This window comes from Emticicia aquatica, assembly GCF_923079645.1.
Taxonomy (GTDB): domain Bacteria; phylum Bacteroidota; class Bacteroidia; order Cytophagales; family Spirosomataceae; genus Emticicia; species Emticicia aquatica.
Genome location: NZ_CAKLPY010000001.1, coordinates 490,040 through 503,780 on the forward strand (window position 1 = coordinate 490,040; position 13,741 = coordinate 503,780).

At 34.2% G+C, this 13,741-nt stretch carries 9 protein-coding genes; 3 read left to right on the forward strand and 6 right to left on the reverse strand.

Annotated features, from left to right (window positions below; translation table 11 throughout):
- Window positions 1-210: 210 nt before the first annotated feature.
- Both MJQ71_RS02075 and MJQ71_RS02080 read left to right on the forward strand, forming a co-directional pair.
- A complete protein-coding gene (locus MJQ71_RS02075) occupies window positions 211-1,053 on the forward strand; it encodes a hypothetical protein (RefSeq protein ID WP_238804060.1) in 843 nt (280 codons plus the stop codon).
- Window positions 1,050-2,222 carry a glycosyltransferase family protein gene (locus MJQ71_RS02080; protein WP_238804061.1) on the forward strand — a complete coding sequence of 391 codons (1,173 nt, stop codon included), beginning with the start codon at window positions 1,050-1,052 and terminating at the stop codon, window positions 2,220-2,222. The genes MJQ71_RS02075 and MJQ71_RS02080 overlap by 4 nt, the downstream gene beginning before the upstream one ends.
- A 1-nt stretch (window position 2,223) precedes the next feature.
- On the opposite strand, the gene MJQ71_RS02085 is transcribed toward MJQ71_RS02080, so the two are convergent.
- A complete protein-coding gene (locus MJQ71_RS02085; RefSeq protein ID WP_238804062.1) occupies window positions 2,224-3,495 on the reverse strand; it encodes a glycosyltransferase family 4 protein in 1,272 nt (423 codons plus the stop codon).
- Window positions 3,496-3,776: 281 nt separating this feature from the next.
- On the opposite strand from MJQ71_RS02085, the gene MJQ71_RS02090 reads away from it, so the two are divergent.
- A complete protein-coding gene (locus MJQ71_RS02090) occupies window positions 3,777-4,967 on the forward strand; it encodes a PQQ-dependent sugar dehydrogenase (protein ID WP_238804063.1) in 1,191 nt (396 codons plus the stop codon).
- 3 nt (window positions 4,968-4,970) lie between these two features.
- Here MJQ71_RS02090 and MJQ71_RS02095 read toward each other — a convergent pair whose 3' ends face one another.
- From MJQ71_RS02095 to MJQ71_RS02115, 5 genes are all read right to left on the reverse strand, one after another.
- On the reverse strand, window positions 4,971-5,858 hold the full coding sequence (locus tag MJQ71_RS02095; RefSeq protein WP_238804064.1) for a hypothetical protein: 888 nt from the start codon (window positions 5,856-5,858) through the stop codon (window positions 4,971-4,973).
- 43 nt (window positions 5,859-5,901) lie between these two features.
- Window positions 5,902-7,398, reverse strand: coding sequence for a lipopolysaccharide biosynthesis protein (locus MJQ71_RS02100; RefSeq protein WP_238804065.1), 1,497 nt, complete (start codon window positions 7,396-7,398; stop codon window positions 5,902-5,904).
- Between the two features lie 62 nt (window positions 7,399-7,460).
- The gene (locus MJQ71_RS02105) at window positions 7,461-9,149 is read right to left on the reverse strand and encodes a DUF6044 family protein (RefSeq protein ID WP_238804066.1); all 1,689 of its coding nucleotides are present in this window, start codon (window positions 9,147-9,149) and stop codon (window positions 7,461-7,463) included.
- Window positions 9,150-9,204: 55 nt separating this feature from the next.
- Window positions 9,205-10,254 carry a pseudaminic acid synthase gene (pseI, locus tag MJQ71_RS02110; protein ID WP_238804067.1) on the reverse strand — a complete coding sequence of 350 codons (1,050 nt, stop codon included), beginning with the start codon at window positions 10,252-10,254 and terminating at the stop codon, window positions 9,205-9,207.
- 8 nt (window positions 10,255-10,262) lie between these two features.
- Window positions 10,263-13,736: a LamG domain-containing protein gene (locus MJQ71_RS02115; protein WP_238804068.1), complete on the reverse strand. Its 3,474-nt coding sequence runs from the start codon at window positions 13,734-13,736 to the stop codon at window positions 10,263-10,265.
- Between the last annotated feature and the right edge of the window lie 5 nt (window positions 13,737-13,741).

The following is a 13,741-nucleotide window of genomic DNA, read 5'->3' on the forward strand; positions in this document are numbered from 1 at the left end:
CATTATATGAAGCTTTTTGAAAATCTTTTACAAATATAAATTTTCTTTTCGCTTTCATCACGAAATTCTACTATGATTCTTTCGTTATTTATTGAAAAAACACCAAAAAATCATATTTTTTCTTTGCTAAATAAAATCTCGTTTTTTTTTACTGACAACTTTTCATTGGTGAGTGCCGTCTTTGTTTATAGATTTGACAATATTTTCTAAATGATGAAATCTGTATTTTTACCTTTTATGCTCTTGCTGAGTATTTGTTCCAATTCTTTGGCTCAAGAAATAGAGGAATATTACAAACCTCCGAGCCAACGAGAGGATGTTAAAAATAATGTTTATCCTAACCTCAATCGTAAATCCGTTAGTTTATATGCTGGGCTTGAAGGTGGTTTTAAGCTCAATTATGCGGGCCTGGATGGCTCGCTAGGAAATTTACTTGGTACACAAAACAATAATGAGTTTTTTTGGGGGGTTACGTTGGGATATAATTTAGACAACAAATGGGCAGTAGAAACTGGTTATTTGAAAAATCCAGTGTATTACGTTCAGACAATTGCTTCGGGTAGAGGATTTCCATTTACATTTCGGATCGGAGCTGATTTACAGACAATTCCAGTCAGATTCAAATATAAAGTTTTGTCACTCGATGCAATCACAAAAACGGCTTCTCTCTATATTGGTGGTGGTGTTCTGATAGGAACAAATGCTAATAATAAATCGGTTTTTACTAGAAAATTTGAAGGTTTTACAGGAAATCCGTCAAGACGAGATAGCATCAAACTTACAACTGATTCATTTTTAACCAAAAAAGGACGAGCAGCATTTGAGCTACAAACCGAATTGCAAGGCCGAGTAACCAATGGTTTTTATATAAGTCTTTTTGGCAGGATGAATTTTGCTCCCCAAGGAGTTTTACGTTCTGATTTGACCTATTTCCAAAATTCAACTAAAATTGATGAAGCTTCGCAATATTTAAAGGGAATTAGTTATAATTTTGGCTTATTATTGAGATTTGATCTTGCAAAAGGTTATAAATATAAGAGCGAAGTTGAATGACAGAAAAAGGAGCACAAAATATTGTTACGATTATCAACCGACATTATCCACCAAATCCTGGAATTACTGGAGAATCTGCTTGGGATTTAGCGAAGTATCTCATCGAAAAATATCAGATTGAGGTACACATTGTTCATATCGAACGAAGCGATGATGGAGGTGGGCAGGTTCGTGAGCCAATTGGTACAATTCATTCATTACCAACTATATATGCTGGAAGTAATAAAATTTTAAAACTTTTAGCAGGATTTTTTGACGGCTTTATTTTGATTCGAAAAGCAAAAAAAATCGGTCAAAATGCTCCTATTATTTGCATGACAAGTCCACCACTTCTTCCGTTTTGGGCGTCATTACTTCTCAAAAACACAACTTCGTTCGAACGAAAATGGGCTTTATGGTCAATGGACTTATTTCCTGAAGCCTTTGTCGCAATCGGAATGATTGCTGAAAAAAGTTTCTTTTATCGTTGGTTTCTAAAAAAAACGTACCAGCATTCGCCCCAAAAATTGATTGCACTTGGCAGAAAACAAGCTGAATTTATTGAAGAAAAATACCAAAAAGTCCTAGATAAAACGATTTTGCCTTGTGGAGTAATTTTTCATCAAACATACGAAAGTGAACTGCCCAATTGGCGAAAAAATGATGATAAAATCTATTTTGGTTATTGCGGAAATTTAAATGATGCCCATAATGAAGATTTTCTGATTGAATTTATTAAAGCCTTTAATCCCGAAAAGCATCATTTGATTTTGGCACTTTATGGAAAAAAAGCAGATAAAATCCTTGATTTTGCTGCAAATAAAATAGGAATAACCATTTTATCCAATGTTCCACGCAGTCAACTTAACTTTATTGATGTGCACTTAGTGAGTTTACTTTCTGCATATACACATCTTATGATTCCGTCGAAAGCGGTGAGTGCCGTAGCGGCTGGAGGAGCGATTTTATTTTGTGGAAGTCAAGAAAGTGACAATTGGGATATGCTTCAAGAAGCTGCTTGGTTGATACGAGAAGACGGAAATTTAGAGAATCAAATTGGCAAATACTTCACTAATTTGAGCAAAGACGATTTGGCAGAAAAACGTATTTTATCTCAAAAACTAAATACGAATCTTCAGAAAATGGTGCTTGACGCCTATGAAGAAATTGCGGATTTTATAGTAAAATAATTTATTTTAATTGTTGATAAACCTCCAAATATTGTTTGACAACAGTTGCTTGCGAATAATTATCCAATACGTTTTGCCGTGCATTTTGAGATATTTTTTGATGGTCTGCCTCAAAAAGAACCCATTGTATTCCTTCACTAAAACTTTTTGCTGATTTGTACTTTGCTAAGAAACCGTTTTCTTTATGTCGAATCATTTCTGGTATTCCACCAACTTCAAAACCTACCGCTGGCGTGCCACATGCCATAGCTTCCATGATTGTATTTGGTAGGTTTTCCTGAATAGAAGGAATCACAAATACATCTGCGGCAGAATAAATTGAAACGATTTGCTGAATATCAGAAATACGTCCTAAAGCGTGGGCTTTAAAAGGAAGTTTTTGAATAGTTTCTTCATTACTTTCTCCCAAAATTACTAGTTCAATAGCTTGATTATTAGGTATTTGTGTCTTTAAAATTTCTAAAGATTCTTGAAAATAGCTAAAACCTTTCCAAATGACAGAAACTTTGGCAGCAACAAAAAGTACAAGCTTTTTGTCAATGGGTAAGCCTAATTTTTGCCTTGATACAACTTTATTTTGCGGAGAAAAAAGAGTTGTATCTAATGGATTCGGAATTGATTTTATAGAAAACCCATCAAAAAGACTACTTTTTCTAGCTCTATTGGTTAACCATTGGCTACATCCAATAATAGTTGTTTTATGAATATTTAATTGACCAAAAATTGTGTTTTTTCGTTGCCATACAAGATTGGATAAATCATTTTTTGATGGATTTTTCAAGTATTGTAAACAGTTTCCACAAGCAATTTGGTAGTTTTCGCAATCACCACTATGGTGACAACCGCCCGTAAAAGCCCACATATCATGCAATGTCCAAACGATTGGTTTATTGAGTTTAAAAAGCTTTTCGAGAGAATTTATTGATAGAAAACCAAAATTTATCCAATGTAAATGTATGATGTCTGCTTCTTGAACTAAATGATGTTCGGAAATATCAATACCAGTATTGGCGGGAGAAAATGCAAAGCGAATTTCTTTGTTTTTTTCATAAAACCGAAAGTATAAACGCTCTTTGATAAATCTTAAAAAAGCCCATTTTTTTTGTAACCAACTATAAGCTAAAGGATTGACATTCAGACTGTTGCGTTTTTTTTCTTGTACCAACATTTTTACTTCAATACCGTCAGTTTTTTCTAAAATAGTCAGTAAACGTAAGCAAGCGATGGCCGCTCCACCCATTGAATCGTCGGTATTGATGAGTAAAATTTTCAAGAATTTTCAGATAAATAAGTCAATAATTAATGCGAATTAAGCGATTTTTTATGAGATAAATAGTCATTTTTAGATCACAAATTGTTGAGTTTTAGGATAAATCATTGATAATCAGAGTTTTATTTTATTGGAATGATATATTAAATGGTTATTTCTCAAAACTTTGTAAATTTATGAAGGATTTAACGACAAATTTGAAAGCGATTTAGGATACCTCAAAATATATTTTGAGAAAACTTATGTGATGTTTTTTTCGTTAATTAGCAAAAAACATAATATCCATGAAAAAATTAAATGCTTTAATAGGGCTTTTGAGTTTGGTTACATTTAGCTGTAAAGTTGATTCAGAAACTCCAGTTGGAACAACACCAGCAACACCTGTAGTTGTGCCGATTATTGCCGACGGTTATCAATCAGTTTTAGCATTTCCTAAATTATCTTTTACAAATCCAGTAGATTTTACTTACGCAAATGATGGCTCAAATCGCCTTTTTGTGGTCGAGCAAAATGGCTTTATTCAAACTTTTGAAAACAATTCTTCTACTGAAAAAGTAAGTGTGTTTCTGGATATTCATAATAGGGTTGCTGCTGGTGGCGAAATGGGTTTGCTTGGTTTAGCATTTCACCCCAATTTTAAGAGTAATGGCTATTTTTTTGTCAATTATACTAGAAATTCGCCCCGACGACAAACGGTTATTTCGAGATTTAAAGCTAATGGACTTGTTGCAGACCCAAGTAGTGAAGCTATTTTATTTACATTCGACCAACCTTATACTAATCATAACGGTGGACAATTAGCCTTTGGGCCAGATGATTATTTGTACGTTGCAACAGGCGATGGTGGAAGTGGTGGTGACCCACAAAATAACTCGCAAAATCGAAAAAATCTTTTAGGGAAAATGCTTAGAATTGATGTGAATTCTACTGAAAAAGGCAATTACGGTATTCCGAAAGATAATCCATACGTAGGAAATACTGACGATTTTAGAGAAGAAATTTTTGCTTATGGTTTACGAAATCCGTGGCGTTTTAGCTTTGATTCGGTTACAAAAAATCTTTGGGTAGGAGATGTAGGGCAAAATAAAATTGAGGAAGTTGATATTGTAAAAAAGGGTGGAAACTACGGTTGGAGAATCAAAGAAGCGAATAATTGCTTCGATGCAACAGCAAATTGCTCACAAACAGATTTAATTGCCCCAGTTTGGAGTTATGCACAAGGCAGCGATGGCCGTTCGGTAACTGGTGGAATGGTTTATCGAGGGAAAAAATTGCCAGAATTTATCGGAAAATATATTTGTGGTGATTATGTGAGTGGTAAAATTTGGGCTTTGACTTATGATGGAAAAACAGTTACCAAAAGTGATTTTATTACGAATGTAAGCACCGTTTCTACATTCGGACAAGATGCCAATGGCGAATTGTATATTTGCGATTATTCGGGTGGGAAAATTTATAGTTTGGCTAAAAAATAAAACTTATAATTTGACTCTTTCAAACGAATCAATATAGCTTTTACCACTGGCATTGAATACTCTAACAGATTGATAGTCAGCGTATTTTTTTAAAATTCCGTAGCCATAAAAAACTTTATAAAGCGAAAGGAAAATGGTTTCTAGGTTGGAATGCACTTTGGTATTAACATCTAGTATTTTTTGGTGTTTTACTTGAGCGGTATTGTCGTAAAAGTGAATTTGTTTTATTTCAATATCGTTGTTTTCGCTTACTTTTATTTCTTCATGCCAAGAGTGGTCAGCACCAAAAAGAAAAATTTCATCGTATTGGCGACGAATGGCTAAAAATAAGGTGCAAGCTAAAATATTTTGGCATTGAGTCATACCTAAATTTAGGTTAAACAATTGATGTCTGAACCAAGAAAAACCTTCAATAATTGTATAATTGAAGAACACAATTTTGATAAAATGATTTTCTTTCTTGATTTTCTCTACCAAATATGATTTTTTTGCTCGGTATGGTACATACAAATTCATTTCCCAATTTGTATGTTGAATAAGACAATCAAGTGTTTTTTTTATGTCAAGACGACTGCTATTTTCTGTATCAAATAAAAAAAATGCTGGGTCGAGCATTACGTAGTTTTGAGGTTGAATTTGAACGAATTCTGCGGAAGAAGCAAAGAGGTTAACAGCATAAATATCAGTGGTCTTGATGAACGCTAAATCATTGCTCAAAGTAGCCCGTAAAGAAGGTCCATTTCCTAAGATTGACGCTTTTTTTAACGTTGGTTTAGGAAGTTTTAACGAAAATTTAGATAATAAAATAACCTTCAGAATAGACAAAAAACTACTAAAGAGGCTTTTGAAAAATTGACCAATTTGTAAATATATAGTTAAGATTTGCTGCATAAAGCACTTCATTTTTTCTTGAAAATTCTTAATATCAATAGAGTTATTGCACAAATTTAACTATTTGTTGCCAAGTATTTTTCATCGCACCATTCAATTCAGGAGAAATTTTACTCCAATAAATTACCACTCCGTAAACTAAAGTTAACGTTATTGAGCGATAAGCCATATCAGCAACGGTCATTATTTTATTACCATTTAAAGTTGGTAAACTGCTGATAGTCAATCCAATAGTAATTGACAATATGATTATTTTTACTAAATCGAAGGTGAATGGTTGCATCCCTAATTTCCACCAAACGATTAAATATCTAATCAGATTGTAATAAATGGTGGCAATGGCTAGTGCAAAAGCTGCTCCGTTCATGCCATAGATTGGAATTAAAAAATAGTTGAGTGTAACGGTGATGAAAATTAATCCAACCATGATGTAAGTATCATAGATATAATATTTTGATAGAGTCAAAATTGTGCCGTTTAATCCTGTTGCTAAGTCAAAAAGTTTGCCTAGACATATAATAATTACAACTGTTTTTCCTGCGGAGTATTCGGGCTTTAAAAACAAAAAAAGGTTATCAATATTTAGGTAAATTCCAAGAAAAATCCAGCAACCAACTATGAGAGAAGTTATGCTACTTTTTCGATAAATGGTGCTTATATTATCCAAATCATTGCTTGCGAATGAGTCTGCGATGAGGGGTTGAGCAGCCTTATTGATAGCCAAAAGTGACATTCCCATGACACTCCCAAAAAAAGATGCTGTATTATAAATGCCAGTTTCGGTAAAAGTGGTGATTCCTGCTAACATAATTTTGTCGATATACAAAATAACCATCGAAGAAAAACCTGTCAGAATTGTAAGAAAACTGTAAAATCCAAACTCCTTACTAAAAGTTGGTGTCATTACAGAAAAGTTTGGTTTCAACGAAAATCCCTCTAATCGTGTTGCTTTCCAAAACATCGGAATAACATAAAAAGACACAGCAAAAACCCATAAATACATAAATTGTTGAAAATCAACAATTTGAAAAATGATAAACAAAATGGCAACTAACTGCAATAATCGCTGTAAAAATTGAGCTAAAAATGTCCCTGTGACTGTATCGTAGAGGTTTTTTGCATAATTATCGAGCAGATTGAAAAGTAGCGTTGCAAAAGTAAGTGGTAGCAAAAAATAAAAATTATCAGCAAAAAGCGTTGAATTTTCCTCATTTTTAATGATGGTATCTTTTAACAAAAATAAACCGAGACTCGTAATCAGAAAGCCAATTAAACCAACCGAAAGCCCTAGAAATAGATAGCCATTGTGTCCTTTTTGTGCATTTCTGAAATGAGGAAAAAATCTACTTCCTGCTGCATTGAAACCCAAAGAAGAAAGCTGAACCAAAACGTACATATAAGAAAGCAAAACGGCTAAAAGACCATTTTGAGCGGGTTCGAGAAAATTACCAATCAAAAAAAACTGGGTTACAAAACCAACCAACACGCCTCCGTAAGAGAAGATTGTGCTGAGAAAAGCTTGTTTTTTTATTACGTTCATTTGTTATTAACTTAGAAAAAACGACCTTTTGTAAAGCGGAAAGTTAGAGAACCAAAGATTATTTATATTGTTTTATAAACAAATATGTTCCAATATGACTCATTTGATTCAAATTTTTTCACAAAAGTAAGATTAAGATTGGTGCAATCAATAGGATTAGTTGAGAAGATAAACTGGCCTTTCATAGCCTTTAGTTTTTCGATATTAAAAGATAAATTGCTAAGTGGTTTATTTTTAATGAATTTACTTCTCATAAAATTTAATGGTAAATCAGCCACAAAAGTATAGCATCGAGTTCCCCAACCATCAAAATATTTTCTGTTTGCTTCATTTTTGATTAATTCTCCAGCAATAATTTCACGAAATTGGTGCTTATAACTTAATAAATAATTGTTTTGGAAGGCATCGAGTGTGTAAAACCCATTGTGCTGAGCTACAGCTGGGTGAAAACCTATACAGATAATTCGATAATCTTGTTGAGGTAAAGAGAGTGTTTTTTTGATTTCATCAAATTGTTTTTCTGCGTAAAAAGCTCGGTAGGATGGATGCTTGATTTTTGTTTCAATGCCTGCCATTTGCTTGACATTGACTAGCCATTCTGTGTTGGCGTAAAGCATCAAAATAAATTGCAAAGCGATAATACTGATTTTGAACTGACTATTTTCACGCACTATAATTGCCAACCACCAAAGCCAAATAAAAGGTAATAAGAAGTAGAATCTATCAAATTGAAATGCCTCGGCAAGTTTTGATACAGTTCCTGCCCCGCCTGTAAAAAAACGATAGAAACCGTGAAAAAGGCATATTCCGATGATACTTATAAGGAAAAAAGAGTGAATTTTAAACGATTCTTTTTTCTTTTTCAAGTATGATTTTAATAATGAAACAAAACCGACTAAAAAGATAAATATGGTCAGAAATCCACCAGAATGGTAATACGTTTGAATAAATACACGAAAAGAGGCATTGAGGGCCGCCTTAAAATTCATTGGCATGAGCAAGGCGTAATCATATTCGGTTCGATGTGAGACAAATACTTTAGCAAAAAAAGCATAAATCATTTGAAATTCGGTGAGGACATATCCCAAACCCAAGAACAATAAACCAATTAAGAATTTATAATCGAGCTTTTTGTATTTTATTGTCAAGAATGACCAATAAACAAATAATGCCACCCAAATAAATAGACCTGACCAAATCAAAAATGAATATAGTGGGAATAAAATAATGATAAGCCAATCGAACCATTGCAGACGACGTTCCTTAATATTTAAAAAAGAAAATAATAATAGAGGTTGTCCATGTACTGAGATGCCGTGAACCATGTAAGTTGGCACAAATGCAAAGCAAATGGCAATTGAAATGGTTATAAAAAGTTGTGATTTATCGGTGATAACATATCTTTGTAGGAACAGAAACATTCCTACAAAGCCAAGCAAATGAATAACAATAAAATTTATTAAAAAAGCCGTATATGGCTCAAACCACAAAAAACTCCAAACTTCAAGGTTAATGCCTGACCTCAATGCACAACGAGGCAATCCATTCATTACTTGTGGAATGGTTGCTGATAAATCGAAATTGAGGGCGTTTCCTGAGTTTTTAAGTAATAAAAAATAATGGAAGTCGCTATCTAAATTGTCATGAATGGTAAGATACGCATTTTGATTTAAATATATGTAAGGAAATATATAAACCAGTAACAACACGAATGAGAATGACCAAGTTATTTCGTTTATTCGTTTGTGCATATCTTTAATGACCGTTTAGGTTAGATATTCAAAATCAGTTTTTTGCTAAAATCTATTATTTTGAAATTAAGTCCCAATTTAATGCTGTTCCCGCTTGAATATCTGTTGAAGCTTTTTTACCCAAAATTTCGTCGTAATAGCGTGTATGTAAACCATTTGATGGACGAATTGAGCGTACATTTTTTTCATTAAAAACATCGCCAGCTTTCATGGGTTCAACAACGTATAATGAACGTTTATACTGCAAACTTTTTTGTTCTTTTTCAGAAAGGATATAGTTTACTTTACCCATTGCCAAAAATGCTCTTTCTGACTCAATTACTAAGTTTTTAAGTTCATCAGGCTCTAACGAAAAGGTAGAATCGACACCGCCATCGGCACGACGTAACGTAAAATGTTTTTCCAAAACTCTTGCTCCAAGTGCCACTGCCGCAACAGCTGCTCCGATACCCATTGTATGGTCAGAAAGACCGATTTGACAATCGAATAAGTCTTTCATGTGTGGAATTGTGAGTAAATTAGTGCTTTCAGGTGTGGCTGGGTAGGTACTTGTACATTTCAATAATACCAAGTCTTTACAACCATTTTTACGTAAAACAGCCACCGATTCTTGAATGTCCGCAATACTTGCAACGCCTGTACTCATAATGACGGGTTTGCCAGTTTGGGCAACTTTTTTGAGTAAAATATGGTCAGTATTTTCAAAAGAGGCAATTTTATAGCAAGGTACATCCAGCGATTCCAGAAAATCAACAGCTGTGGTATCGAAAGGACTACTAAAAGCTAGCATTCCGTGAGATTTAGCTCTATCAAAAATAGGTTCATGCCATTCCCAAGGCGTATAGGCCAATTGATAAAGGTTATGGAGGTTTTGATTTTTCCACAGCGAATTTTCATCTTTAATTACAAATTCGTCGGACGTACCATTGAATGTAATAGTATCGGCAGTATACGTTTGTAATTTCAATGCATGGGCTCCAGCCTCAGCGGCTGCATCAACAATGGCAAAAGCACGCTCGAGCGATTGATTATGATTGCCTGACATTTCAGCAATTACAAATGGTTTATGGTCAGGACTTATGAATGTATGTGCTATTTTAAACATTTTTTTGATTATTTATTTCCTCCACATCCGTTAATAAATGCTTCAAAAACACCTCCTTGTTCAACTTTAAATCCAGGTTGCAATAAGATTGATTTTTGAGCATCATATTGAATTTCCGTGTTTGAATTGATTATGTTTGACCCTGTTATTTGATTGGCTTCGTTTCTTAAAGGTGGTAAAGGTGAATTATATGTATCGTTAATAGACAAAGTTTCTGGACATTTTGTTCGACACCCCCTTGTATATCTGATACTTTTCACTTCATCGACAGAAATACTACGATTATAGATTCTGACATCATCAATAATTCCAGTAAAAGGAGATAATCCTCCGTTTCTAACACCAATATAGGCAGAAGGGGTTCCGTATGTCATTGTTGTGCATGATGACGGCGAACTATCAACTAATTTACCATCAACATACAAATTGTATGAAACATTATCCATTGTAACAACAACATGATACCATTGATTCAAATTTAATATTAAACCTCCACTTGCTGAAGATAGTCCATGTGCAAGGCAACCTGCTGGAGCTGCGTAAGTGTGGGCCGTAAAAGCAACATTCCCACTGTTATTGAAAATATATAAAGATTGGTCTCCCACGCCTGCTTGACCAACTGTAAAAATCCATGCTGTTCCGCCGAATGAAGGGAAAGCAGATGCTTTTACCCAAGCAGCATAAGAATAGCTGTTATTTGTAAAAGGATTTGGATTTGAAATTTGTACATTACTTAAAGAAGAACCTCCGAATAAAAAAGCATTGTTTGGATTTCCAAACCTATTAGATGTTTGTGTAAGATTATTGACGATTCCATGATTATTTGAAAATTCATCTTTTGCATCTTCCGAAAAAGCATAACAACTGACCAATCCATTTTCGTTATGAATGATAGCATCGCAATTATCATTAATACTCATAGTATTTAATGCTGTAATCTGTGCGTCACTCATTGCATAATTATAAATTCTAATATCATCAATTTTGCCAATCATTAATTGTTCTGAACCACTTCTTTTGCCAATTAAGGCACTTGAACCATAATCAGGAGAACCATTGCTTGCACTTGTTGAAATTAATACGCCATCGATATACATTTTGGTTGTTGTCGGTGACTTAACTGCAACAATATGTTTCCATTGATTTGCTAAAATAGAGAATCCTTCTGGAGTAACTATCGATGACCCAGTTGAATTAGTATTATAATTGATAAAATTCCATACAATTCTATTATAAAAAGGACTATAAACAAGAACCAATGATTGACCACCAATACTTAGCAATGTGCGGGCTTCTCCATAGGCGGGTAATGTTGTAGGATTTACCCATAAAGAATATGTATATGAATCATTTGTGATGTTCGTTGTTGGAAGTTCAATGTAGTCATTTCCATCAAAATTATAAGCACTCGAAGGTCTATCAAGCCTATCAGTTGTTAAAGTTGCACCATTATTTACACCATTATTTCGGCCTTTTCCATCAATTGCATTGGTTGAAAAAGCATAACAAGAAACCAACCCATTATTCAAATTGATTGTAACATTAATAGTAGCACTACTGCTTGCGATATTCGTTCCGCAAGGATTACTTACTGAAGTTAAAGTGTAAGTGGTTGTAGTTGAAGGACTAACATTTATCACATAAGGATTTGTAGTAATGTTTGTATAATTTGTCCCATTTATGATGCAAGACCAAGGAGCAGTTCCTGTAAATGCTACACTCAGATTAGCATTTTGTCCTTCACTAATTGTCTGATTTCCAGTAATAACAGCGGAAGGCGGTACACAAATAGTGACTGTTGGTGTTCCAGATACAGTTCCGTTTCCACAAACATTACTTACACTTGTGAGCGAATATGTTGTTGTTACACTTGGAGTTACTGCAATTGTAAAAGGAGAAGAAGTGATATTGTTGTAAGTTTGTCCATTCATTACGACTGTCCATGGTGATATACCAGTCAAAGAAACACTCAAATTAGCTGTCTGACCTGCCAAAATGTATTGACTTCCAGAAAGCGTTGCTGTTGAAACGGAGCATACAGAAACTGTGGCACTACTAGTTGTTGTGTTATTGCCGCAACTATTTGAAACAGAGGATAATGTATAAACAGTAGTGCTTGAAGGTGCAACACTTAAAGTGAATGGAGAGAGATTAATATTTGACAAGGTAAAACCATTGACCACAGCAGACCATGGAGGTGACCCTGCAAATGTTAAAGATAAGTTGGCGGTTTGTCCTAAATTAATCATTTGATTTCCACTAATAGTTCCACTGGGGACTTCACTAGGACTACACACCGTAATTGTAGCCGAACCACTTATGCTTCCTGAGCCACACGAATTACTTAAACTAGAAAGTGCGTAAGTTGTCGTAGTTAATGGTGTAACTGGAATGGTAAGAGGAGTTGTGCTGATATCAAAAAAAGTTTGCCCATTCATTACAAAACTCCAAGGTGGAGTTCCTGTCAAATTAAGGGTTAAATTGGCGGTTTGACCAGTTGTAATGATTTGCGAACCACTTAAATTTGCCGTAGGTAAACAAGAAAAAACACCTTCATCTGACTGATTTGTTAGAAAAGCATACTCAAAAACAACTGAGTCAGCAGGGGCAACATTTCCAAAGTTAAAAGTCAATGCCGTAGCAAAATCGCCAAACTCATTACCTGACAAAACCGCTCCATTTGTTCCATTATAATATTGCGAGGGATTCAATGACCAAACAGAGTTAGTAAAACAAACTTTTGAACGTGGGTCGTTTGATACCATGCCAAAATATACTCCGTAATAACTTCCAATTGCCCTAACCAAAGACCGATTATCTGTGGGATATTGCGAAATGATTGTATTGTAAGTCGATGGACCTGCTCCAAGAAGTGATTCTTGGTCTGGGTCAACTGTGCGTGAATAATAGATATTTGCAGTAGATGATGAAATATTTTTTAGCACAATTCTAAAAGTAGCAAATGTATTATCGTCTCCAATAGAAATGGTTTGCTTGATTGAAAACTTACCTGACGTTTCTCCTTGCCAAATTGCTTTTTTTAAAGTTGAGGTTTCTATAGTAGGGAGATTTTCGCCAGGAATACCAATCGTTGCAACATCACCATTATTTTCATAAACAACACCATCGAATTCAACTTTAAACCCTTCAAAAGGAATACCTGGTTGGAAATAATCGCCACTTTGAGGAGGATTCCCATTTGCCCAACCATCTTTAGCATTATCTGAAACCATTCCTAGTAAATAATAACTGCCACCATGAGGATGATAATCAGAAGGCGGATATGTTGTACTAACTAAACAGCCTTTGCCGCTGATTCCTAATTCTAAATATTTTCCTTTAATGAACGAATTACTACCAATATTTACAGAAAATAAATCTGGATTTGGGACATAAGTTTTATCATTTTGAGAAAATACTGCATGATTAATAGATAGTAATATTATAAGAAGTGTAGTGAATTTACTAGAAAATAGTTGCATAATAG